This is a genomic window from Aureimonas sp. N4 (assembly GCF_001463925.1).
GTDB classification, from domain to species: domain Bacteria; phylum Pseudomonadota; class Alphaproteobacteria; order Rhizobiales; family Rhizobiaceae; genus Aureimonas; species Aureimonas ureilytica_A.
The window spans coordinates 1-23,118 of record NZ_BBWS01000023.1 but is presented as its reverse complement, the minus strand read 5'-3'; the positions used below and the strand labels follow the sequence as shown (position 1 = coordinate 23,118).

General features: G+C 65.1%; 18 protein-coding genes. 10 read left to right on the top strand and 8 right to left on the bottom strand.

Translation table 11 applies throughout. The features are described 5' to 3' along the window. Positions 1-20 precede the first annotated feature (20 nt). The 3 genes from AUL28_RS07430 to apnL all read left to right on the top strand — a co-directional run bounded on the left by AUL28_RS07430 (position 21) and on the right by apnL (position 3,890). Positions 21-848, top strand: coding sequence for a phosphogluconate dehydrogenase C-terminal domain-containing protein (locus tag AUL28_RS07430; RefSeq protein ID WP_062231334.1), 828 nt, complete (start codon positions 21-23; stop codon positions 846-848). Between the two features lie 78 nt (positions 849-926). Further along, a complete protein-coding gene (locus AUL28_RS07425; RefSeq protein WP_062231332.1) occupies positions 927-1,955 on the top strand; it encodes a Gfo/Idh/MocA family protein in 1,029 nt (342 codons plus the stop codon). A 3-nt stretch (positions 1,956-1,958) separates the two neighbouring features. After that, on the top strand, positions 1,959-3,890 hold the full coding sequence (gene apnL, locus AUL28_RS07420; protein WP_062231330.1) for a D-apionate lactonase: 1,932 nt from the start codon (positions 1,959-1,961) through the stop codon (positions 3,888-3,890). Here the strand turns inward: apnL and AUL28_RS07415 are convergent. Beyond that, a complete protein-coding gene (locus AUL28_RS07415; RefSeq protein WP_062231328.1) occupies positions 3,878-4,591 on the bottom strand; it encodes a transcriptional regulator NanR in 714 nt (237 codons plus the stop codon). The two genes, apnL and AUL28_RS07415, sit on opposite strands and share 13 nt — an antisense overlap. A gap of 154 nt (positions 4,592-4,745) precedes the next feature. Between AUL28_RS07415 and oiaX the strand changes: the two genes are divergently transcribed. The 3 genes from oiaX to AUL28_RS07400 all read left to right on the top strand — a co-directional run bounded on the left by oiaX (position 4,746) and on the right by AUL28_RS07400 (position 8,800). After that, on the top strand, positions 4,746-6,017 hold the full coding sequence (oiaX, locus tag AUL28_RS07410) for a 3-oxo-isoapionate-4-phosphate decarboxylase OiaX (RefSeq protein WP_062231326.1): 1,272 nt from the start codon (positions 4,746-4,748) through the stop codon (positions 6,015-6,017). A gap of 16 nt (positions 6,018-6,033) precedes the next feature. Then, positions 6,034-7,362, top strand: a complete 1,329-nt coding sequence (locus AUL28_RS07405) for a four-carbon acid sugar kinase family protein (protein WP_062231324.1) — start codon at positions 6,034-6,036, stop codon at positions 7,360-7,362. A 97-nt stretch (positions 7,363-7,459) separates the two neighbouring features. After that, a complete protein-coding gene (locus AUL28_RS07400) occupies positions 7,460-8,800 on the top strand; it encodes an MFS transporter (RefSeq protein ID WP_062231322.1) in 1,341 nt (446 codons plus the stop codon). Positions 8,801-8,842: 42 nt separating this feature from the next. Here the strand turns inward: AUL28_RS07400 and AUL28_RS07395 are convergent, their stop codons facing one another. The 6 genes from AUL28_RS07395 to cyoA form a co-directional block, all read right to left on the bottom strand. Continuing rightward, positions 8,843-10,102, bottom strand: coding sequence for an alpha/beta hydrolase (locus tag AUL28_RS07395; protein ID WP_062231320.1), 1,260 nt, complete (start codon positions 10,100-10,102; stop codon positions 8,843-8,845). Positions 10,103-10,185: 83 nt separating this feature from the next. Beyond that, the gene (locus AUL28_RS07390; protein WP_062231319.1) at positions 10,186-10,899 is read right to left on the bottom strand and encodes an SURF1 family protein; all 714 of its coding nucleotides are present in this window, start codon (positions 10,897-10,899) and stop codon (positions 10,186-10,188) included. A 114-nt stretch (positions 10,900-11,013) separates the two neighbouring features. Next, positions 11,014-11,439: a cytochrome o ubiquinol oxidase subunit IV gene (gene cyoD / locus AUL28_RS07385; RefSeq protein WP_058599341.1), complete on the bottom strand. Its 426-nt coding sequence runs from the start codon at positions 11,437-11,439 to the stop codon at positions 11,014-11,016. After that, positions 11,436-12,068 (bottom strand): cytochrome o ubiquinol oxidase subunit III, encoded by a 633-nt coding sequence (gene cyoC / locus AUL28_RS07380; protein WP_058599342.1) that lies wholly within the window; start codon positions 12,066-12,068, stop codon positions 11,436-11,438. The genes cyoD and cyoC overlap by 4 nt, the downstream gene beginning before the upstream one ends. Further along, a complete protein-coding gene (gene cyoB, locus AUL28_RS07375) occupies positions 12,065-14,077 on the bottom strand; it encodes a cytochrome o ubiquinol oxidase subunit I (protein WP_058599343.1) in 2,013 nt (670 codons plus the stop codon). The genes cyoC and cyoB overlap by 4 nt, the downstream gene beginning before the upstream one ends. A gap of 64 nt (positions 14,078-14,141) precedes the next feature. Then, on the bottom strand, positions 14,142-15,266 hold the full coding sequence (gene cyoA / locus AUL28_RS07370; RefSeq protein WP_244493449.1) for a ubiquinol oxidase subunit II: 1,125 nt from the start codon (positions 15,264-15,266) through the stop codon (positions 14,142-14,144). 218 nt (positions 15,267-15,484) lie between these two features. Between cyoA and AUL28_RS07365 the strand changes: the two genes are divergently transcribed. Then, positions 15,485-16,813 carry an MFS transporter gene (locus AUL28_RS07365; protein ID WP_062231317.1) on the top strand — a complete coding sequence of 443 codons (1,329 nt, stop codon included), beginning with the start codon at positions 15,485-15,487 and terminating at the stop codon, positions 16,811-16,813. Between the two features lie 91 nt (positions 16,814-16,904). Here the strand turns inward: AUL28_RS07365 and AUL28_RS07360 are convergent, their stop codons facing one another. Continuing rightward, positions 16,905-17,507, bottom strand: a complete 603-nt coding sequence (locus tag AUL28_RS07360) for a TetR family transcriptional regulator (protein ID WP_058633879.1) — start codon at positions 17,505-17,507, stop codon at positions 16,905-16,907. A gap of 137 nt (positions 17,508-17,644) precedes the next feature. Here AUL28_RS07360 and AUL28_RS07355 point away from each other — a divergent pair, with 137 nt between their 5' ends. The 3 genes from AUL28_RS07355 (at position 17,645) to AUL28_RS07345 (ending at position 23,061) form a co-directional block, all read left to right on the top strand. Continuing rightward, positions 17,645-19,039 (top strand): efflux RND transporter periplasmic adaptor subunit, encoded by a 1,395-nt coding sequence (locus AUL28_RS07355; protein ID WP_062231315.1) that lies wholly within the window; start codon positions 17,645-17,647, stop codon positions 19,037-19,039. A gap of 12 nt (positions 19,040-19,051) precedes the next feature. Then, positions 19,052-22,186 carry an efflux RND transporter permease subunit gene (locus AUL28_RS07350; RefSeq protein WP_062231313.1) on the top strand — a complete coding sequence of 1,045 codons (3,135 nt, stop codon included), beginning with the start codon at positions 19,052-19,054 and terminating at the stop codon, positions 22,184-22,186. 131 nt (positions 22,187-22,317) lie between these two features. Further along, positions 22,318-23,061 (top strand): pyridoxine 5'-phosphate synthase, encoded by a 744-nt coding sequence (locus AUL28_RS07345; RefSeq protein WP_062231312.1) that lies wholly within the window; start codon positions 22,318-22,320, stop codon positions 23,059-23,061. The last annotated feature ends 57 nt before the right edge of the window (positions 23,062-23,118 follow it).

Below are 23,118 nucleotides of genomic sequence, written 5' to 3'. Positions count from 1 at the left end.
TTCGCATGAAAGGACATTCCATGACATCCATTGCTCTGTTCGGAGCAGGCGGGAAGATGGGCTACCGCCTCGCCAGCAATCTGAAGGGCTCGCGTTTCGACGTGCGCCATGTCGAGCTGAGCGAAGCGGGACGCGAGCGGCTGAAGTCGGGTCTGGGCTTCGACTGCGTGCCGCAGGATCAGGCGCTGGACGGCGCCGACGTCGTGATCCTCGCTGTGCCCGACACCGCCATCGGCAAGGTCGCGGCCGGCATCAATGCGCAGCTGAAGCCGGGCACGATGGTCGTCGTTCTCGATGCCGCCGCTCCGTTTGCCGGCCATCTGCCGGAGCGCGCGGACCTCACCTATTTCGTGACGCATCCCTGCCATCCGCCGATCTTCAACGACGAGACGGACCCGGCCGCCAAGCGGGACTTCTTCGGCGGCATCGCGGCCAAGCAGCACATCACCTCCGCCCTGATGCAGGGGCCGGAAGAACATTTCGCGCTGGGCGAGGAAGTGGCGAAGGTGATCTGGGCGCCCGTCATGCGCTCGCACCGCGTCACGGTCGAGCAGATGGCGCTGCTCGAGCCCGGCCTGTCGGAAACCGTCTGCGCCAGCCTGCTCGTGGTCATGCGCGAGGCCATGGACGAGGTGGTCCGGCGCGGCGTTCCCAAGGAAGCCGCGCGCGACTTCCTGCTCGGGCACATGAACGTGCTCGGCGCGGTGATCTTCGAGGAAACGCCGGGCGTCTTCTCCGACGCCTGCAACAAGGCGATCGAGTTCGGCAAGCCGATGCTGATGCGCGACGACTGGAAGCGCGTCTTCGAGGCGGACGAACTCGCCGCCTCGATCCGCCGCATCACCTGATCGGCGAACACAGCTCGCACGCATTCCGTCCGGGCCGAAAGGCTCGGGCGGGACAGACAGCATGAGGGAGAGAGTGACATGACCGAGCTGCGCGGCGCCCTGATCGGCTGCGGCTTCTTCGCCGTCAACCAGATGAACGCCTGGGGTGAGATCGAAGGTGTGCGGATGGTCGCGATCTGCGACCGGGACGAAGCCCGCCTCGACGCCATGGGCGAGCGCTTCGGCATTGCGGCTCGCTACAGGGACGCCGCCGAGATGCTGCGCGCCGAGACGCCGGATTTCGTGGACATTGCCACCACCGCGCCGAGCCACCGCGCGCTGGTGGAACTCGCCGCCTCCCTTTCCATCCCGGTCATCTGCCAGAAGCCGTTCGCCCCCTCCATGGCGGATGCGCGCGCCATGGTCTCGGCCTGCGAGCGGGCCGGCGTTCCGCTGATGGTTCATGAGAATTTCCGCTGGCAATCGCCCATCCTGCGGGTGCGCGAGGCGCTGAATGCCGGCACGATCGGCACGCCCTTCTTCGGCCGCGTTTCCTTCCGCTCGGCCTATGACGTCTATTTCGGCCAGCCCTATCTCGCTGAGGGCGAGCGTTTCATCATCGAAGATTTGGGCATCCACGCGCTCGACATCGCCCGCTTTCTATTCGGCGACGTCTCGGCCATCACGACCCGCACGAAGCGCGTCAACCCGCGCATTCGCGGCGAGGATGTCGCCACCATGCTGCTCGACCACGAGAGCGGGATGCACTCGGTCGTGGACTGCTCCTATGCCACGAAGCTGGAGGAGGAACGCTTCCCCCAGACGCTGGTGGAAATCGACGGCTCCGACGGGTCGATCCGCCTCGACGCCGGCTACCGGCTGACCGTGACCGATGCGCAGGGCACGCGGCACGAGGACGTTTCGCCTCCGCTTCTCGCCTGGGCCGAGCGTCCCTGGCACAACATTCAGGAAAGCGTGCTCCTGATCCAGAAGCACTGGGTGGAGAGCCTGCGCGCGGGCCGCGAGCCAGACACATCCGGCCGCGACAATCTGAAGACGCTGGCGCTGGTGGAAGCGGCCTATCAGGGCGCGGCCTCGCGCCAGACCGTCGATCCCGCGAGCCTTTGAGCCATGAGCGACCGCATCAAGCTGTTCGGCACCCATGAGCCACCCGCCGCCTCGCGCCTGATGACGGCGGGGCCGTTGTCCGTGGAGTTCGTCTCGGGCGGGCTGCGCGCGATCCGCTTCAAGGGCCATGAGGTCCTGCGCGCCATTGCCTATGTCGTGCGGGATCGGGACTGGGGCACCTATGATCCGCCGATCGAGCATCTGAAGATCGCGGAAGAACCCGATCGCTTCACCCTGCAATTCGAGGCCGCCTGCGAGGCCCCGGATGGCGCGCGGCTGCGCTATAGCGCGCGCATTGCCGGCGAGGCGTCCGGCCGGCTTTCCTTTGACGTCGAGGCCTTGTCCGAAGGCGGGTTTGAAACCAATCGCTGCGGTTTCTGCGTGCTGCACCCCATCGAACATCTGGCCGGAACAGCGGCCGAGTTCGAGCATGTCGATGGGTCGGTGGAGCGCAGCGCCTTCCCCGATCTGATCGAGCCCTGGCAGCCCTTCAAGGACATCCGCGCCCTCACGCACGAGATCGCGCCGAGCGTCACCGCAACCTGCCGGATGGAGGGCGACATTTTTGAGATGGAGGATCAGCGCGCCTGGTCCGATGCCTCCTACAAGACCTATGTCCGGCCGCTCGCCCTGCCCTGGCCCTATCGCATGGAGAGCGGCCTCGCCCAGCGTCAGGTGGTGACGCTGACGATCACGGGGGACACCGCCACTCTGCCGCCGGCTGCCATCCAGGATGGCTTCATCGACATTGCACTCAGCGAAGCCACAGGCGAAACCCTGCCTCGCTTCGGGCTCGCCATTGCGCCTGAGGAGGCCGGGGCTGCGCTTGCCGAGGTTGAGCGGCTGCGAGCCATCGCCCCGCAATATCTCCTGTTGCACTTCGATCCGCTGGCCGGCCATGGCGTGGACGATCTCAAGCGTTTCGCCAGCATCGCGGCCGAGTGCCCCGGTGCCGAGATCGCGCTGGAATTCGTCCTGACCGCGCGCGGCGATCTCGACGCGGAATGCCAGGCCGGTGCACAAGCGATCCGCGAAGCCGGCCTTCGCCTGGATACGCTGGTGGTCGGCCCGGATGCCGATCGCGGCTCGACGCCGCCGGGCAGCGCATGGCCGGACTGCCCGCCGCTCGCCGACATCTACGCAGCCGCGCGCCGTGCGTTTCCCGGTGTCCGGCTTGGGGGCGGCATGTTCAGCTATTTCACGGAGCTGAACCGCAAGCGCGTTCCGCTGGAGCCGCTGGATTTCGTCACCCACGCGACCTGCCCCATCGTCCATGCAGCGGACGATCGGAGCGTCATGGAAACGCTGGAGGCCATCCCTTTCATCACCCGATCGACCCGCGCCTTCATCGGCGACAAACCCTATCGGCTGGGTCCGACGACGATCGGAATGCGGCAGAATCCCTATGGTTCGCGCACCATGCCGAACCCCGACAACAAGCGCGTGCCCATGGCCGCCGATGATCCGCGTGGGCGCGGTCTGTTCGGTGCGGCCTGGGCGGTCGGCTATGCCGCGAGGCTGGAAGGCTCGGGGGTGGAAGCTTGGTGCGGGGCGTCGCTGGCGGGGCCGCGCGGCCTCGTCCTGGAGAACGGCCGCGTCGCGCCCCTCTTTCATGTCGCCGCCGGCCTTGCCCGCGCAGCGGGCGATCCGCGCATCGGCTTCACGTCTTCGGATCGCAGGCGGGTCAATGGCTATGCGCATCGGGATGCGGACGGGCGCAGCATCGTCTGGCTCGCCAATCTCACGCCGGAACCGCAAACCATCCGCCTTCCCGGCCGCTGGCGGCACTGGGTGCTGAATGAGGCGAGCTTCGACGAGGCCGCCTCGGGCGAAGCGCCGGTCGCGCTGGAAGCAGGCGACACGATCCCGCTCGGGCCTCATGCCGTGGTCCAGCTCGTGTCGCTTGGCGCTTCCCGTTCGAGTCAGGACGCCTGATGAACATAGAGTGCGCGCGAGCGCTCCAGATGGCGGATCAGCGCCGCCTCGGCCTCGCTCGCATCGTTGCGCGCGATCGCGTCGAGGATTTCGTGATGCTCCACCAGCGTCACGTTTTCCTTGCCGGTCCAGATCAGCATTTCGGTGTGATAGGCCTTGAGCCAGCCGAGCATGGCGCCGGACACCGCCTCGAAGATCGGGTTTCCGCAGATCGCGGCAATGCGCGTGTGAAAACGCATGTCGGCGGCAATGAAAATCTCCGGCGTGCCGAGCGCGGCCTCCTGCTCGTCCAGGAGCGCGCGCAGCGCGGCAACGTCCTGTGGGCTCGCCTTTTCAGCCGCTTGCCGGACGATGCCACGCTCGAAGAAGATGCGTGCTTCCTTCAGATGGTCGAGCGCCGCCGGCGAGGTGGACAGCATGATTTCGGCCGCAAGATCCACCTGCGAGATCACGGAATGGGGCGTCAGCGGCAGAACACGCGCGCGCTCCCCGTGAGAGATCGCGATCAGGCCGATATTGCCGAGCGTCTGCATCGCCTCGCGGATCGCCGGGCGTCCGACACCGAAGCGCTCCATGAGTTCGCGCTCGGACGGCATGGCGTCGCCGGGCTTCAACGTCCCGTCCGTGACCATCGTCTTCAGCCGCTCGAAGACCTGCGCGGAGAGCTTGCGTCGGACGATGGGTTCGGACGGCGTCGCCATCGGGATCCTTTCGGAGCGGGGTCTCGTCAAACCGAACGCCCCTCAAGAGCGCCGGCGATCTGGTATCGTCATTATACCGGCACGCCTTCTCCAGAACAGACCCAAACGATCTCGCGCGACGCGTCTTCGCGCAAACTTTCCGATGGAACCTGACATGACCGACCGCATCGTCCTGACCTATCGCATCGAGACGCCAGGCAGCGTGGAAAAGATGGTGACGAAGATCGCCAGCGATCAGTCCACCGGCACCTTCGTTCCCCTTCCCGGCGAAACCCCGGAGTTGAAGGCGCGTGTGGCGGCTGAGGTTCTGGCGGTTCGCACGCTCGAACCCGTCGCCGAGCCTGCCTTCGGCCGGTCGCATGACGATCTGCGGGACGCCGGTCCGTTCCAGTGCGGCGAGGCTGACATCGCCTTTCCGATCGAGGCCATCGGCCCCGATCTCGCGGCGCTCATGACGATCGCGATCGGGGGCACCTATTCGATCAAGGGCTTCAGCGGCATTCGCGTCACCGGACTGACACTGCCCCCCGCTTTCGCGAGCGCCTATCCCGGCCCGCAATTCGGCATCGAGGGCTCGCAGCGCCTCACCGGCGTTCGCGGGCGGCCGATCATCGGCTCCATCGTCAAACCCGCGCTCGGGCTTCGCCCCCATGAGAGCGCCGCCATGGTGAAGGAACTGGTGGAGGCCGGCGTCGATTTCATCAAGGACGACGAAAAGCTGATGAGCCCCGCCTATTCGCCGCTGGCCGAGCGCGTGAAGGCGATCATGCCTGTGATCCTAGACCATGAGCAGAAGACCGGGCAGAAGGTGATGTACGCCTTCGGCATCTCCGCCACCGACCCGGACGAGATGATGCGCAACCACGACCTCGTCGCCGAGGCCGGCGGCAATGCGGCCGTCATCAATATCAACTCGATCGGCATGGGGGCCATGGCCTTCCTGCGCAAGCGCTCGAAGCTCGTGCTCCATGCCCATCGCAACGGCTGGGACATTCTCACGCGGCATCCCTCGCTCGGCATGGATTTCTCGGTCTATGGCACGATCTGGCGATTGCTAGGCGTCGATCAGTTCCAGATCAACGGGATCGGCGCCAAATATTGGGAGCCGGACGACTCCTTCATCCGCTCCTTCCGCTCGCTTCAGAAGCCGATCTTCTCGGACGCCGACCGCTCGCTCCCCGTGGTCTGCTCCGGCCAATGGGGTGGGCAGGCGCCGGCCACCTGGGACGCCGTGCGCACCACCAACATCATGTATCTTTGCGGCGGCGGCGTGGTGAGCCATCCCGGCGGGCCGGGCGCGGGCGTTCGCGCCGTGCGGCAGGCCTGGGAAGCGGCCGTCGCGGGCATTCCGCTGGAGACCTACGCCGCCGATCATCCCGAGCTTGCCGCCTCGCTTGATACGTTCGCCTCTGGCGCGGGCGCCTGATCCGATGGAGCGCGCTATGACGAGCCCCCTTCTCATCACCTTCTATGGCGACGATCTCACCGGCTCGACCGACGTGATGGAGGCCCTGGCGCTGCGAGGTGTCGAGACCGTCCTGTTTCTCGATGTGCCGACCGAAGCGCAGCGAGCGAGCTTCCCGAACGTTCGCGCCATCGGCGTCGCCGGCACGAGCCGCAGCGAAACGCCGGGCTGGATGAACGAGAACCTCGCGCCCGTCTTCCACTGGATGGCGCAAGAGCAGGCCGAGATCGCGCATTACAAGATTTGCTCGACCTTCGATTCCTCGCCAGAGATCGGCTCCATCGGCCGCGCGCTGGAGCTTGGGCACGCCGCCTTCGGGGGCAAGCCTGTGCCCATTCTCGTCGGCGCGCCGCAGTTGAAGCGCTACACGGCTTTCGGCGAACTTTTCGCGGCCTATCGTGGCGAGATCTTCCGCATCGATCGCCACCCGGTCATGAGCCGCCACCCGGTGACCCCGATGCGCGAGGCCGATCTGCGCCGGCATCTGGCCGGCCAAACCGACCTGTCCATCGCTCTGCTGGACCATCTCGCCCTGACGGAAGGCGACGCCATTGCCGCCGTGGACGCCGCTTTGGCACAGACGCCCGGCGCGCTTCTGATCGACGTCCTGAACGCGGCGACCCAGCGCGCGGCCGGGCGTCAGCTTCGCCGCCTGGCCTCTGCCGGCTCACGCTTCGTCGTGGGCTCGTCCGGCGTCGAATATGCGCTGGCCGAGAGTTGGCGGGAGGACGGGGTGATCGATCGGCCCGGCGTGTTCGCGCCGATGGAGCCTGTGGAGCGCTTGGCGGTGGTTTCCGGCAGTTGCTCGCCGACCACCGAGCGCCAGATCCGCTTTGCCGAAGCGCAGGGTTTCACGGCGCTTGCCTTCGACCCGCGCCATTTCGTGGCAGGCGACAGCGCGGCCATCGACGCCCTGCGGGACCACGCCCTGACCGAGCTCGCCCAGGGTCGCAGCCTCATCGTCTATACCGCGCTCGGCCCCGAAACCGATCTCGGCGCGGAGATCGCCGGCAGCGAAGGCGCGCGCCATGCGATCGGGCGTGGGCTCGGGCAGCTTCAGGCCGCGCTCGTACGCCAAGCCGGCCTGACGCGAGCGGTGATCGCGGGCGGCGATACGTCGAGCCACGCGCTGCGCCAGCTCGGCGTCCACGCGCTGACGCCCCGGATGCCGCTGGCCGAAACGCCCGGCTCCCCGGTCTCGACCGCCCATAGCGACGACCCGGCCTTCGACGGTCTGGAGATCGCGCTGAAGGGCGGTCAGGTCGGTCACGACGACTATTTCGTGCGGATTCGCCAGGGGGTCTGAACCCCGCCTCGAACCCGCAATCCACACACGACACGAAGCGGCCGACCGGACCCGTCCGGCGGAGCGCTTAAGCTTTGCCTGAAGGAGGAGGCGAGCCATGACCAGCACCCCGACCAGCGTCGAGACATCGACGATCTCCAAGATCGTCTGGAGGCTCGTCCCCTTTCTCGGATTGATGTTCTTCATCAATTTCCTGGACCGCACGGCCATCGGCTTTGCCGGCCCCAACGGCATGACGCAGGATCTCGGCCTGTCAGCCGCCCAATTCGGCTTTGCTGCCGGGATCTTCTTCTTCGGCTACATCATCCTCGAAATCCCCAGCAATCTGGCGCTTCACAAGTTCGGCGCGCGGCGGTGGCTGGCGCGGATCATGGTGAGCTGGGGGATCGTCTCGCTGCTCTTCACCTTCGTGCAGGACGCCACGCAGCTCTACTGGCTCCGCTTCCTGCTCGGCATCGCCGAGGCCGGCTTCTTTCCCGGCGCGATCCTCTTCCTCAGCCTCTGGGTGCCGGCCCGGCACCGCGCCAAGGTGCTGGCGGTCTTCTATGTCGCGCAGCCGCTGACCACCGTGATCGGCGCGCCGCTGGCTTCGCTGCTCATCGACATGCACGGGCTCCTCGGTCTGGAGGGCTGGCGCGTCATGTTTATGGGCGTGTCGATTCCGGCCATTCTCGTTGGCATCGTCACCTATTTCTATCTACCGGACACGCCGAACGACGCGACATGGCTGACACCGGCCGAGCGGGACTGGCTGAACGAGGAACTGGCGCGCGAGGATCGCTCCAAATCGACAGGCGGCCATATCTCGCGCAAGGCGCTGACGGACGGGCGCGTCTGGGCGCTGTCGCTCATCTATTTCGGCTTCATCTATGGGCTCTATGCGCTCGGCTTCTTCCTGCCGACCATCATTGGCGGCTTCGAAACGGCGTTCGGCACGAAGTTCACCGTCATGCAGCGCGGCCTCATCACCGCCATCCCCTATCTGCCGGCCGCCGTCGCGCTGGTTTTGTGGAGCCGCGACGCCACGCGCCGGGGCGTTCGCCCCTGGCATATCGGCATACCCGCCTTGCTCGGCGCCCTGTCCATTCCGCTGGCGCTCACCATGCAGAGCCCGGCGGCGACCATCGCGGTCATCACGGTGACGGCCTGCGCCATCTTCTCGGCTCTGCCGAACTTCTGGAGCTTTCCGGCGCGCTTCCTGACCGGCGCGGGCGCGGCGGCCGGCATTGCGCTGATCAACACGATGGGCAACGTGGCCGGTTTCGCCGCGCCCTACATCACCGGAGCGGTGAAGGACTGGACCGGCGGATATGTCGTTCCCATGGAGATCGTGGGCGGTTTCATGGCGCTGTCGGCGCTGCTCGCCTTCCTCATTCTGCCGCGCCTGGAAGGCCCGGTCGCAGCGCCCGCCGTCAGGCCCCTGCGCAAAGCTGCCTGACCCAGAATGGGAGAGCCCGCCGCACGGTGGGCTCACCTCATCTCAATTGCCGGTGACGGTCTGCAGCGAGCCGCCGATATTGCGGCCGACATCCTGAAGACTTTCGCCGACCCTCTGCCGGGCGCCGGGATCGACCAAAGCGGCCGGCGCATTCAACGCCGCGTTGACGGCGGAGCCGACGCCCTGCGCCGTGCCGATGGCGGCGGCCCCCAGCGTCTCGCCGAGGCCAAGATTGCCTTCGGACACCTTCTGCCCCGCGATCAGGCGGCGACCGATCGCCTGTACGACCTCGGCGCTTTGGGCAAATTTCGTGTGGTTCAGACTGTCGCCCGTGCGAACGCTGGTGAGGTCCACGACATTGATGCCGCGTTTCGCAAAGCCGGCCTGCACATCGGGCTTTGTCAGATCCACCGCGCCGAGACGCTGAACGCCGCCCGCCAGACGGCGCGAGACGAGAAGCGCGCGATCGTCCTGCGAGGTGAAGATCGTGATACGCGACTGGTCCGGGCCGATCTCGTCCAGCTGCTCGCGAAACACATCCACATCCAGATCGGGCGATGCCAGCACGACATTGCCGAGCTTCTTCGGCAATCCCCCATCGCGGATCGCCATCTGCCTCAGGGCTTCCATGGTCAGCCAGCTTCCCATGGAATGGGCCATGATGGTGATTTCGGACACGTCCTTGCGCGCCGCCGCCTGCTGGATCACCCTCTCCAGGCTCGAGCGCGAATAATTGGCGCTTTCGCGGTCGTAGAGATAGCCGAAGATCGAGCCCTGGGAGGGCCAGGTGAAGAGGATCGGCGCGGCGTCCGCGCCGGAATCGTAGCTGATCTGCGCGAAGCGGAAGACCGCTTCCTCATAGCTCGAATTGAAGCCGTGAACGAAGATCAGGAGGCGACCGCTCGGCGCTTCGCGCTGCTCGAACCAGCGGTTCGCGCCTTGCTCGGTCAGGGGATCGATGCGCAAAGCCACGAACTCGCGGGACGGGTCGGGCGGATTGCGCCTGGGATAGATCACGTCGCCGGCTTTGCGAACGCCGTCGGGCGGGATCGAAACGACAATGTTTTCCAGCGAAAGCTCCGGCCCGCGCTCCCCGGAGAAGATGACGCCCGGCACAGGCGATGGCGCACGAGTGGTCGCGACCAGCATATCGACGCGGTGCGCGCCCGGCACCGTCCGATCCACGGTCATCAGCGTCGCATAGGGTCGGCTCGCGCAACCCGACGCGAGGATCGCAGCGGAAACCAGAGCACCGGCGATGCGCCGGGCCCGCTGAGGGCCCCGTCCCCTGGCCAATGTCATGCGTCCCCCGAAGCTCGATCCCCACCCCGTCTAGCACAAAACACGTCGCGATCGAGGCCGTGACGCATGGCGGAAACGCCGGGTCAGGGCTTGTTGCGATCATGACGCAGGGCATAGATCGTCGCCCCTGCCAACATGATCGCAAGGCTGAACCAGGTCAGCGCGTACACGAGATGGTTGTTGTTGAAGCGCACCACCGTCAGTCCGCCCACGGGGTAGCCGCCCGGGTTGGGCGTCGCATCGGCATCCACGAAATAGGGCGCGACATTGGCCAGCCCGCGCCGCGCCGCGATCGCCGCGACGTCGCGCGAATACCAGCGGTCGGTTGCCGGATCATTGGCGCGCAGCAATCCGCCGCCCGGCTCGCTCATGCGCAGCAGGCCCTCGACGGCCCCTTTGCCGGTGATCTGCCCCGCCGGCCTCGCGGAGGCGTCGCGTTTCTCCTGAGGCACGAAGCCGCGGTTGACCAGCGTGATCGATCCATCGGCGGCTTGCAGAGGCGTGAGCACCCAGAAGCCGCCGCCGAGATCCGTCAGCGCCTGAACCAGCGTTTCCTTGTCGTTCAGGAAGGTTCCGGTGAGACTGACATGGCGATATTCGTCGTTACTGGCATTGACCTCCGCCCATTGCGCCTTCGGCGGCGCGTCGCTCGCCGGCGCGTGAACCCGCGCCTCGACCTTGGCGATCAGATCGAGCTTCCAGGCACGCCGCTCGACCTGCCAGACGCCCAAGCCGACGAGGAGAGCGATCAGAGGGAGCGACAGAAGAAGGAGGAGGATCCTCGACCGAGTGCTCATCTCAAGCCTTTCCGCACATATGCAAAATCCGCGCGGCGAGGCCGCGCGGATCGGATTTTGAAATCAGCGAGGCGCAGGCTGCGCCGGTCGCAGAAGACCGGGGGTCAGGACGCGTCAGCCCATGTCCTGCATCTGCATCATACCCGGCATCATGCTGGTGTTCATGTGGTACATGACCCAGAGCGAGCCTGCGAGCACGATGACGACGACAACCACGGTGAAGACCAGGGCCGTCATGGTCCAGCCGCCTTCCGACTTCCCGTTCATATGTAGGAAGTAGATCATGTGGACGACGATCTGCACCGCCGCGAAACCCATGATCACGAGGCCGGTCAGGGCGTTGTCCTGAAGCGGGTTCGCCATGACCAGCCAGAACGGAATCGCCGTCAGGATGACCGAAAGAACGAAGCCGGTGACGTAGCCGCCCATGGTGCCGTGATCATGGCCGTGGCCGTCGAGATGGCCATGGTCGTGGCTTGGCCCCTGCCCCGCGCCATCCGCCAGGGCGGCGTGTTTCGTCGAGGGGGCGTTGGCGCTCATCGAAGCACTCCCATGAGATAGACGAAGGTGAAGACACCGATCCAGATGACGTCGAGGAAGTGCCAGAACAGGCTGAGGCACGACAGGCGAAGCTGGTTCGCCGGCACCAGCCCGCGCTGATGGATCTGCACCATCAGCGTCACCAGCCAGACGAGGCCGAAGGTCACGTGCAGACCGTGCGTGCCGACCAGCGTGAAGAAAGCCGACAGGAAGGCGCTGCGCTGGGGCGTCGCGCCCTCATGGATCAGGTGCCAGAACTCGTAGAGTTCGATGCCGAGAAAGGCGAGACCGAACAGGCCGGTGATCGCCAGCCAGATCTGCACCGAGCGCACGTCGTTCTTCGCCATGGAGAGCATGGCGAAGCCGTAGGTGATCGACGACAGGAGCAGCATCGACGTGTTGAGCGCGACCAGCGGGAGGTCGAACAGGTCGCGCGGGCTCGGACCCGCCGCATAGGCGGTTCCGAGAACGGCATAGGTGGCGAAGAGGCACGCGAAGATGAGGCAGTCGCTCATCAGGTAGATCCAGAAGCCCAGCATGGTGCTGGACCCTTCGGCGTGCTCGTGCTCGTCGGCGACGTAGAAGGTCATCTCGTCGCTGCTGACACTGTGAGAACTGCTGGTGCTCATGCGCTCTTCGCCTTCACCGCCAGGAGACGTGTCCGCTCGGCTTCCGTCGCGATGACTTCACTCACCGGGATGTAGAAGCTCTTGTCGTAGTTGAACGTGTGATAGATCGAGTAGCCGACGATCCCGATGAAGGAGAAGACGGCGAGCCACCAGATGTACCAGATCATCGCGAAGCCGAAGACGACGCTGAGAGCCGCGATCACCACACCCGCTTCCGTGTTGTTGGGCATGTGGATCGGCTTGAAGCCTTCCAGCGGACGCTCATAGCCGCGCTGCTTCATCTGCCACCAAGCATCGCCGTCGTGGATCATCGGCGAGAAGGCGAAGTTGTAGCTCGGCGGCGGCGAGGACGTCGCCCATTCCAGCGTACGGCCACCCCAGGGATCGCCATCCACGTCCACCAGCTTCTCGCGGTTCCTGATGCTGACGAAGATCTGCATGAGGAAGGAGGCGATGCCGATCGCGATCAGGCCTGCGCCGATGGCGGCGATGATGAACCAGATCTGCAGCGAGGGATCGTCGAACACACGCAGGCGACGCGTCACGCCCATGAGGCCGAGCACATAGAGCGGCATGAAGGCGACGTAGAAGCCGACCACCCAGAACCAAAAGCTCATCTTGCCCCAGAACTGATCGAGCTTGAAGCCGAAAGCCTTAGGGAACCAGTAGTTGATGCCGGCGAAGAGGCCGAACAGGACGCCGCCGATGATGACGTTATGGAAGTGAGCGACGAGGAAGAGCGAGTTGTGGACGATGAAGTCCACCGGCGGAACCGCCAGGAGAACGCCCGTCATGCCGCCGATCACGAAGGTGATCATGAAGGCGATGGTCCACAGCATCGGCGTTTCGAACCGGATGCGCCCGCGATACATCGTGAACAGCCAGTTGAAGATCTTCGCACCCGTCGGGATCGAAATGATCATCGTCGTGATGCCGAAGAACGAGTTCACGCTCGCGCCCGAGCCCATCGTGAAGAAGTGATGGAGCCAGACGAGATAGGCGAGGATCGTGATGACGACCGAGGCGTAGACCATCGACGTGTAGCCGAAGATGCGCTTGCCCGAGAAGGTCGAGGTGACTTCCGAGAAGATGCCGAAGGCCGGCAGGATCAGAATGTAGACCTCGGGATGGCCCCAGATCCAGATGAGGTTCACGTACATCATCGGATTGCCGCCGAGATCGTTCGTGAAGAAGTTGGTCCCGACGTAGCGGTCGAGAGACAGAAGGGCCAGAACCGCCGTCAGCACCGGGAAGGACGCCACGATCAGCACGTTGGTGCAGAGCGAGGTCCAGCAGAAGACCGGCATCTTCATGAGCGTCATGCCCGGCGCGCGCATCTTGATGATGGTCACCAGCAGGTTGACGCCCGAGAGCAGCGTGCCGACGCCGGCCACCTGGAGACCCCAGATATAGTAATCGACACCGACGCCCGGACTGTAGTTCGCGTCCGACAGCGGCGGGAAGGCCAGCCAGCCGGTCCGTGCGAACTCGCCGACGAAGAGCGAGGCCATGATCAGAACCGCGCCGCCCGCCGTCATCCAGAAGCTGAAATTGTTCAGGAAGGGGAAGGACACGTCGCGCGCGCCGATCTGCAGCGGAACGACGTAGTTCATCAGGCCCGTCACCAGCGGCATGGCGACGAAGAAGATCATGATGACACCGTGGGCGGTGAACACCTGATCGTAGTGGTGGGCATTCAGATAGCCTTCCGACCCTCCGAAGGCGATCGCCTGTTGCAGACGCATCATGATCGCGTCGGCGAAGCCGCGCAGCAGCATGACGATGCCGAGCACCATGTACATGATGCCGATCTTCTTGTGATCGACGCTCGTGAACCACTCTTTCCAGAGATAGCCCCAGAGCTTGAAATAGGTCAGCGCGCCGAGAAGCGCGATGGCGCCGAGCATCACCACGGCGAAGGTCACGACGACGATCGGCTCGTGATACGGGAAGGCTTCGAGCGTCAAGCGCCCGAAGATCATTCGTATGAGGTCTGAGTTCTCTTGCATCTCTGGCACTCGTGCGATGGCATCGTCTGGCGTCGCACCCGGCGGGGTGCGACACGGTGCTCCGTTAGTTCGTCTGGTTCAGCTGCGCCGGCGCGACGCCCGTGCCGCTATTGGGCATCTGGTGGTCGCTGTGGCCGGCCGGCGGCGTGCTGGTCCCACTCTCGTTCACCTGAGGATTCAGCTCGTCGGGCTTCATGCCCTGCGGCTGGTCCTCGCTATGCGGCAGACGGCCGCTGGCCGGGAAGGTCGCGCCCGAGGGCTCATCGCCCTGTTCGGCGCGGCGGTTATCATAGAGTAGGCGCTCGCGGTTTTCATGGCTCTCGACGCCGGCACCGCCCATCGCGTCGATATGCATCATCTCGTCGGCGCACATCTTGCCCGGCGCGACGCACTTGTTGAGGATCGCGTGGTAGAGGCCATCGGCGAAGCTCGAATAATAGTGGATCGGCTCCTTCTCGGAGGGCTTCTCCAACTCGAGGAAAAGCTCGCGGCTCAGCGGCTGCCCCTCGGCGCGCACCTTGGCGACCCACTCGTCGAAGCCCTGCTGGTTCAGCGCGTGGAACTTGAAGTTCATGTAGGAGAAACCGGCGCCGCTATAATGCGACGACATGCCCTCGTAGATGCCTTCCTTGTTCATGACGCCGTGCAGCTGCGTCTCCATGCCCGCCATCGTGTAGACCATGCCGGCCATGGACGGCACGAAGAACGCGTTCATCACGCTGGTGGACGTGAGCTTGAAATTGATCGGCGTGTTGACCGGAGCGGCCAGTTCGTTGACGGTGGCGATCCCCAGTTCGGGATAGATGAACATCCACTTCCAATCCATCGAGACGACGCGCACCTCGAGGGGCTTCATCTCCGGCGTGACCGGCTGCCCTTCGGCGATTCGCGTCAGCGGACGGTAGGGATCGAGAAGATGCGTCGCCGTCCAGGTCAGTGCTCCCAGACAGATGATGATCAGAAGCGGGGCCGACCAGATCGCCAGCTCCAGATGCGTCGAATGGTTCCACTCGGGATCGTAGGTCGCATCCTTGTTGCTTCGGCGGTAGCGCCAAGCGAAAACAAGGGTGGCGACGATCACCGGAACGATGATCAGGAGCATCAATCCGGTGGAGATGTAGAGGAGATCCCGCTTCTGAAGGGCGACATCGCCCGCCGGGTTGAGCAGGACAGCGTTACACCCCCCCATGAGGACGAGGAGCGGTGCGAGGGCTAGGAAGCGAAATCGGCTCAAGATAGCGGTCCAATCCAGCGAAATGGGGTCGCTTGCATGCTTTATCTTAGCTGCATCGCAGCAAATAGTTTATGGGGCGTTCGTTAAGCCCGCCGGAGCCTATATTCAAGGTGGAAGCCGTGAGGGAAACGCGAATGTTCCACCTTCGCGAAATGTGAGGAGCGAGATCAGAGATGAGTGCGAACAGTGCGGCGGCGGCTCCGTCCGCCTTTGAAAGGGATGCGCGCGCCGCCAACGCGCATCACGGCGAAATTCGCCCCAGCGAAATCGCGATCGGAGTGCTGATTGGCCGCACCGCCGAATTCTTCGATTTCTTCGTCTATGCGATCGCGTCCGTGCTCGTGTTTCCGGCGGTGGTCTTCTCCTTCGCCGATCCCGTAACCGGCACCTATTATGCCTTTGCGCTCCTGGCCCTAGCCTTCGTGGTGCGCCCGATCGGCACCGCCTTCTTCACCTGGATGCACCGGCGCTATGGCGACGCGGCCAAGCTCACCACCGCGCTCTTCCTCCTTGGCTGCTCCACGATCGTCATCGGCTTCCTGCCGGCCTATGCCAGCGTCGGCACCGCCTCGGTCATCACGCTGATCGTGCTGCGCGTCGGCCAAGGCTTGGCGCTTGGCGGCACGTGGGACGGTCTCGCGCCACTCCTTGCCGTCTCCGTTCCCGAGAACAAGCGGGGCTGGTATGCGATGCTGCCGCAGCTCGGCGCGCCGCTCGGCCTGCTCGTCGCCAGCGCGCTCTATTATTTCCTGATCACCAACCTGACCCAGGACGACTTCCTCGGCTGGGGCTGGCGCTATCCGTTCTTCGTGGCCTTCGCGGTCAACGTCGTCGCACTCTTCGCCCGCCTGCGCATCGTCGTCACCGAGAACTATCGCGAGATGTTCGAGCGCGGCGAACTGCATCCCTCGCCGGTGCGCCAGACCATCGCGCGCAACGGACGCAATATCGTGATCGGCGCCTTCGTGCCGCTGGCGAGCTTCGCGCTGTTCCACATGGTCACGGTGTTTCCGCTGTCCTGGATTCATCTCAATAACGAACCCGTCTCGCGCTTCCTCCTGATCGAGATCATCGCGACGGTCTTCGGCGTCGTGGCTCACATCGCCTCCGGCCCGCTGGCCGATCATTACGGCCGCCGCCGTGTTCTGGGCGTTTGCGCCGGCGCGATCGCCTTCTACAGCTGCCTGGCACCGCTGCTCCTGAACGGCGGCACGATCGGCGAGACGATCTACATGATCATCGGCTCGGTGATTCTGGGCATCTCCTTCGGCCAGTGCTCCGGCGCTCTGGCGGCGAACTTCCCGCGTTCGCAGCGCTATACCGGCTCGGCTCTGACGTCCGACCTCGCCTGGCTCTTCGGTGCGGGTTTCGCGCCTCTGGCCGCTCTGGCGATCGCCCAGAATCTCGGCCTCGTCTTCTCCGGTGCCTATCTCCTGTCGGGCGCGGTGGTCACGCTGCTGGCGCTGCTCGTCAACCGCCGTCTCGCCGCCAGCGCGCTCTGAGACGACAAACGACGCAAAGTCCATGAAAAAGCCGGGGGCGCTCGCCTCCGGCTTTTTTCGTTCCCGTTCCTGATGGTCGAAGCCCTCTCCCCTACGCCGGTGTGGGCGGCGCGCGGAAGGAATCGAACAGGCTGTCCACCATGCGCCGACCGACCGCCACGAGATCGAAGCCGAAGCCCGATCTCAGCCATTGGTTGATGAGACCCGCCATGCCGCAATGGAGCGTCGTCGTCGCCGAATCGGGCGTCCAGTCCTCGGCCATGAGCCCACGGCGCGAAGCCTCCTGGAAGGCGAAGCGAATCGTGCCGAGCATCTCCTCGTCCGCGTCGCGCATTCGAACCAGCATCTCCTCCATTTCCGCCACATATTCGCAGCGAAGGAGCATGATCGTCAGAATCTTCTGGGTTCGCGTGTTGAGGCTGATGAACTCCAACGCCTCGATCGCATTGGCGCGGATACGATCCAACGGGTCGGCAGCCGCCATGAGTTCGTCCAACCCCACGAAACATTCCTGAGGCAGCCGCCCGCGCTCCAGCATCGCTTCGAACAGCGCGTTTTTATTGGCGAAGTGGAAATAGATCGCCCCACGCGTGACGCTCGCGGCCTGCGCAATCATGGCAAGCGTTGTGCGCGAGACGCCGTTCTCGAAGAAGGTCAATTCCGCAGCGTCGAGGATCGCGGACCGCGTTTCCATCGCCTCGTTCTTCGTCCGCCTCATATTACGCCTGCCTTGCCGTTCTCTTGTTTAGTGTCATACATGCATGTATGTTGCACAGCAATATTCGGGGGTGCCGCATTCGCGTGGGGCGAGGCGGCGAACAGAGCGGTTCCATGAGATTTCCAGCACGTTCCTTTTACGCAGCGACAGCCCTTGGCCTTCTCGTCCTCGCGGGTTGCCAAGGCGAATCCAAGACGGCCGCAGCACAAGGGGCTGGCGGCGGCGCGCCGCCGCCGACGCCGGTCGGCATCGTCGAGGTCCAGCCCGAAGCTATTCCGGTGACCTCCGAACTGCCTGGCCGAATCGCCTCGACCCGCATTGCCGAGGTTCGCCCGCGCGTCGGCGGCATCGTGATCCAGCGCGTGTTCGAGCAGGGATCGGACGTACAGGAAGGCGATCCGCTGTTCCAGATCGACCCGGCCATGTTCCAGGTCGCAGTCGAATCGGCGCAGGCCGGCGTCGCGCGCGCCGAGGCCGTGCTGACGCAGGCGCGGCAGGACGCCCAGCGCACGCAGGAACTCGTCTCCCGCAACACGGTCGGCTCCGCCAATCTGGAAACGGCGATCGCGACCCAGAAGCAGGCGGAAGCCGATCTCGCCTCCGCTCGGGCGCAGTTGCGCTCCGCCCAGATCAATCTTGACTATGCCACGGTCCGCGCGCCGATCTCTGGCCGTATCGGCCGCGCTATCGTCACCGAGGGCGCGCTGGTCGGCACCACCGACACGACCGCCATGGCGACGATCCAGCAGCTCGACCCCGTTTACGCCGATATCCAGCAGCCCGTGTCGCAGCTTCTGCGCCTGCGCGAAGCGCTGCGCACAGGCCAGTTGACCAAGCTGGAGGAGAATGTCGCGCAGGTTCGCCTGCGGCTCGACGATGGCAGCGACTATCCCTACCCTGGACGCCTTCTCTTCTCTGAAGCCACCGTGGAGGAAACCAGCGGTCAGGTGACGCTGCGCGCCGAGTTCCCCAACCCGGACGATACGCTCCTGCCGGGCCTTTATGTCCGCGTGACGGTCGATCAGGGCATCGACGCCAAGGCGCTCGCAGTTCCCAACCAAGCCATTCAGCGCGATACGGCAGGCCAGGCCTTTCTCTATCTCGTGAACGGCAATTCCACGGTCGAGCAGCGCAACGTGACCGTGGTTCGCGTCGTCGGCAATCGCTCCGTCATCTCTCAGGGGCTGGCGCCGGGCGACAAGGTGATCGCGGACGGGTTCCAGAAGATCGGCCCCGGCGCGCCCGTCGCGCCCGCGCCCTGGACGCCGGTCGGCGCGGCGGCCGATGCGCTGACGAAGGATGGCGGCCAATCGGGTGCGGTCGGCGCAGGCACGCAGAAGCCCGAGGCCGAGCCGACGGGCGGGGCCGCCGAGCCGCAGGCCCAGCGCGCCACGCCAGCCCCCGGCTCGGACGCCGCCACGTCCGGCACGACCAATCCCGCCCCGCAGGATGCGGGCAGCCAGAAGGCCACCGCGCCCGCTGGCGATGCGCCCAAGTCCGCGCGTTAAGGATCGACCGACATGCCTCAATTCTTCATCGATCGACCCATTTTCGCGTGGGTGATCGCGATCTTCATCGTACTGGCAGGCGTCATCTCCCTGCCGTCGCTGCCGATCGCGCAATATCCCAATGTCGCGCCGCCTCAGCTTACCATCTCGACCGCCTTCCCCGGCGCATCGCCCGAGGACCTGTATCAGCAGGTCACGCGGCCGATCGAGGAGGAGCTGAACGGCATTCAGGGTCTGCTCTATTTCGAGAGCACCAGCGACGCGACCGGCGCGGTGCAGATCACCGTAACCTTCTCGGCCGGCACCGAAATCGCCCAGGCCGTCGTGGACACGCAGAACCGCCTGCGGCGCGTGGAATCCTCCCTGCCCCAGCAGGTGACGCAGCAAGGCGTTCTGGTCGAGGAAGCCGGTTCCAGCTTCCTGATGGTCGTGTCGCTCGTCGGCGACGACAAGTCGACGCTCGATGCCGTGGGCCTCGGCGACTACATCACGCGCAACGTCATCAACGAGGTTCGCCGCGTGCCCGGCATCGGGCGCGCGCAGCTGTTTGCCTCCGAGCGCGCCATGCGCGTCTGGATCGACCCCGATCGTCTCGTCGGCCTCAATCTCGCTGTCTCCGACGTTACAGGCGCCATCGCGCAGCAGAACGCGCAGGTCGCGGCCGGCTCCATCGGCGCCAATCCCAACCCGGTCAGCCAGCAGATTCAGGCGACGATTCTGGTCAAGGGCCAGTTGCAGACGCCCGAAGAGTTCGGCGCTATCGTGCTGCGCGCCAATCCCGATGGTTCGTTGGTGCGCCTGTCCGATGTCGCGCGGGTCGAGATCGACGCCGAGAGCTACAATTTCAACACGTTCCTGAATGGGCGTCCGAGCGCGGCCATCGGCATCCAGCTTTCGCCCACGGGCAATGCGCTAGATGCAGCCAAGGGCGTGCGTCAGGTCATGGAGCGTCTGGCTCCGCTCTTCCCGCAAGGGGTGAGCTACCAGATCCCCTATGACACGACGCCCTTCGTCTCGGCCTCGATCGAGAAGGTCATCCACACGCTGCTGGAAGCGGTGGCGCTGGTCTTCGTGGTGATGTTCGTGTTCCTGCAGAACATCCGATACACCGTCATCCCGACGCTGGTCGTGCCGATCGCGCTGGCCGGTACGCTCGCCGTCATGCTGGCCGCCGGCTTCTCGATCAACGTTCTCACCATGTTCGCCATGGTTCTGGCGATCGGCATTCTGGTCGATGACGCGATCGTCGTGGTCGAGAATGTCGAGCGCATCATGGCGAGCGAAGGCCTGTCGCCCAAGGAGGCCGCCAAGAAGGCGATGGGTCAGATCACCGGCGCGATCATCGGCATCACGCTGGCGCTTTGCGCGGTGTTCATTCCGCTGGCCTTCTTCCCCGGCTCGGTCGGCGTCATCTATCGCCAGTTCTCGCTGACGATGGTGACCTCCATCCTCTTCTCGGCCTTCCTCGCCCTGTCGCTGACACCCGCGCTTTGCGGCAGTTTCCTGAAGCCGGTGAAGGCGGGGCATCATCACGAGAAGCGCGGCGTCTTCGGCTGGTTCAACCGCGGCTTCGACCGGACCTCGCGCTCGTATTCGCGTGGCATCGGCTTCCTGATCGGGCGCACCAAGCGCTTCATGGTGATCTACCTCGCGCTTCTGGCGGGCCTCGGCTGGTTCTACATTCAGATCCCCTCGGCCTTCCTGCCACAGGAAGACCAGGGCTTCCTGATCGCGAACTTCCAGGGACCGGCGGGCGCGACCAGCAACCGTCTGCGTGAGGTCACGTCGCAAGCCGAGGCGTTCATCCTCGAACAGAAGCCAGTCGAGAGCATGATCACGATCCAGGGCTTCTCCTTCTCCGGCCAGGGCGCGAATGCGGGCCTCGCCTTCATCACGCTGAAGGACTGGAGTGAGCGCGGTCCCGGCGAGGATGCGGGAACGCTGTCCAAGATCATTTCGGGTCGTCTCATCCAGTTCCGGGATGCGATCGCCTTCGCCCTTTCGCCCCCGCCCATTCAGGATCTCGGCAACACGGGCGGCTTCGCCTTCCGTCTGCAGGACCGCGCCAACCAGGGCACGCCGGCGCTGCTGGCAGCACGAGACCAGCTGGTTGCGGAAGCCGGCAAGAGCCCGATTCTGGGTCGGATCAACTTCGAAGGCCTGCCGCCCGGCCCGCAGATCGAACTCGACATCGACCGCGAGAAGGCCAATGCCTTCGGTGTCACCTTCACCGACATCAACCAGACGATCTCGGCGGCGCTCGGCTCGTCCTATATCAACGACTTCCCGAATGGCGGGCGGATGCAGCGCGTCATCATCCAGGCCGAGGAGCGCTCGCGGATGCGGGCCGAGGAGGTTCTGCGCCTCAATGTCCGCAACAATCAGGGCGGCATGGTGCCTCTCTCGGCCTTCGCGGATGCGCGCTGGACGCTCGGCTCCTCGCAGCTCGTCGGCTATAACGGCTATCCCTCGATCCGCCTTTCGGGCGATGCCCAGCCCGGCTACTCGTCGGGCGATGCGATCGCGGAGATGGAGCGGCTGGCCCGCCAGCTCCCCTCCGGCTTCTCGTTCGAATGGACGGGGCAGTCCCTGCAGGAGATCGAGTCCGGTAATCAGGCGCCCTTCCTGATCGGTCTGGCCGTGCTCTTCGTCTTCCTGTGCTTGGCCGCCCTCTATGAAAGCTGGTCGATCCCCTTCTCGGTCATGCTGGTCGTGCCGCTTGGCGTCATCGGATGCGTGGCCGCCGTGATGCTGCGCGGCCTGTCGAACGACGTGTACTTCACTGTCGGCATCATCACGATCGTCGGCCTGTCGGCCAAGAACGCGATCCTGATTGTGGAAGTCGCCAAGGATCTGATGGCGGAGGGGATGAGTCTGCGGGACGCGACGATCGAAGCCGCGCATCTGCGCTTCCGGCCGATCCTCATGACCTCACTGGCCTTCACCATGGGCGTCCTCCCCATGGCGATCGCGACCGGTGCCAGCGCCGCCAGCCAGAACGCCATCGGCACGACGGTGATCGGCGGCATGATCTCGGCGACCATCCTCGCCGTGTTCTTCGTGCCGATCTTCTTCGTCTTCGTGTTGAAGCTGACAGGCCAGGGCAAGGCCAAGCCGGCGGGCGAGGCATCGAAGCCGGCGCATTGAGCCTTCGGCCAGACCTGAACAACGCCTCGGTGGCCTGTGCCGCCGGGGTGTTGTCCCATTCAGGGCGTTGACATGGCGAGCGGCCGGGTTCATCCCGCAGGCGAGCTTGGCTGGCAGGAGGCCGTCCGCCGATGACCGCGACCCTTTCCGTAAATCTCAATGCGATCGCCATGCTGCGCAATCGCCGCGACCTGCCTTGGCCCGACGTCATTCACTTCGGCCGCATCGCCCTTCAGAACGGGGCGTCCGGGCTGACGGTCCATCCCAGGCCCGACCAGCGGCATGTCCGCTTTTCCGACGTGCCGGCTTTGCGCGATTTGATCGACCGCGAGTTTCCGTCCGCCGAATTCAACATCGAAGGCTATCCGAGCGACCATTTCCTCCAGCTCTGCGAGGACGCACGCGCCGATCAGGTCACGCTCGTGCCCGACGATCCGACGCAGGCGACCTCGGACCATGGCTGGGATTTCGCCACCGAGGCGGAACGTCTGGTGGGGATCGTCGCCCGGCTGAAAGCGCGCGGCATTCGCGTGTCGCTGTTTGCCGACCCCTCGCCGGTCGGGCTGGATATCGCCCGGCGCGTCGGCGCCGATCGCGTCGAGTTCTATACAGGCCCCTATGGCGCCACGCATTCGGACGCGGCGGCGGCAGAGCGCGAATTGGCGCATTTGAAGGACGCGGGCGATACCGCTGCGCGCGAGGGGCTGGGGGTGAATGCCGGCCACGACCTGACGATCGACAATCTGCCGGCGCTCTGCCAAGCTATTCCCGCGCTCAAGGAAGTCTCGATCGGCCATGCCTTTACGGCCGATGCGTTGGAGCATGGGTTCGCGGAAACGACGCGCCGCTTCATTCGGGCGCTTCAACCTGCCTGAGGCCGGTTTCCACGGTCTCGACCCGCCTCAATCGGCGGGTCGAATTTCCGTGATCTC

Coding starts and splice junctions, on each gene's coding strand:
- AUL28_RS07430 (WP_062231334.1), top strand. CDS start 21: ATGACATCCATTGCTCTGTTCGGAGCAGGCGGGAAGATGGGCTACCGC.
- AUL28_RS07425 (WP_062231332.1), top strand. CDS start 927: ATGACCGAGCTGCGCGGCGCCCTGATCGGCTGCGGCTTCTTCGCCGTC.
- apnL (WP_062231330.1), top strand. CDS start 1,959: ATGAGCGACCGCATCAAGCTGTTCGGCACCCATGAGCCACCCGCCGCC.
- AUL28_RS07415 (WP_062231328.1), bottom strand. CDS start 4,591: ATGGCGACGCCGTCCGAACCCATCGTCCGACGCAAGCTCTCCGCGCAG.
- oiaX (WP_062231326.1), top strand. CDS start 4,746: ATGACCGACCGCATCGTCCTGACCTATCGCATCGAGACGCCAGGCAGC.
- AUL28_RS07405 (WP_062231324.1), top strand. CDS start 6,034: ATGACGAGCCCCCTTCTCATCACCTTCTATGGCGACGATCTCACCGGC.
- AUL28_RS07400 (WP_062231322.1), top strand. CDS start 7,460: ATGACCAGCACCCCGACCAGCGTCGAGACATCGACGATCTCCAAGATC.
- AUL28_RS07395 (WP_062231320.1), bottom strand. CDS start 10,102: ATGACATTGGCCAGGGGACGGGGCCCTCAGCGGGCCCGGCGCATCGCC.
- AUL28_RS07390 (WP_062231319.1), bottom strand. CDS start 10,899: ATGAGCACTCGGTCGAGGATCCTCCTCCTTCTTCTGTCGCTCCCTCTG.
- cyoD (WP_058599341.1), bottom strand. CDS start 11,439: ATGAGCGCCAACGCCCCCTCGACGAAACACGCCGCCCTGGCGGATGGC.
- cyoC (WP_058599342.1), bottom strand. CDS start 12,068: ATGAGCACCAGCAGTTCTCACAGTGTCAGCAGCGACGAGATGACCTTC.
- cyoB (WP_058599343.1), bottom strand. CDS start 14,077: ATGCAAGAGAACTCAGACCTCATACGAATGATCTTCGGGCGCTTGACG.
- cyoA (WP_244493449.1), bottom strand. CDS start 15,266: ATGGGGGGGTGTAACGCTGTCCTGCTCAACCCGGCGGGCGATGTCGCC.
- AUL28_RS07365 (WP_062231317.1), top strand. CDS start 15,485: ATGAGTGCGAACAGTGCGGCGGCGGCTCCGTCCGCCTTTGAAAGGGAT.
- AUL28_RS07360 (WP_058633879.1), bottom strand. CDS start 17,507: ATGGAAACGCGGTCCGCGATCCTCGACGCTGCGGAATTGACCTTCTTC.
- AUL28_RS07355 (WP_062231315.1), top strand. CDS start 17,645: ATGAGATTTCCAGCACGTTCCTTTTACGCAGCGACAGCCCTTGGCCTT.
- AUL28_RS07350 (WP_062231313.1), top strand. CDS start 19,052: ATGCCTCAATTCTTCATCGATCGACCCATTTTCGCGTGGGTGATCGCG.
- AUL28_RS07345 (WP_062231312.1), top strand. CDS start 22,318: ATGACCGCGACCCTTTCCGTAAATCTCAATGCGATCGCCATGCTGCGC.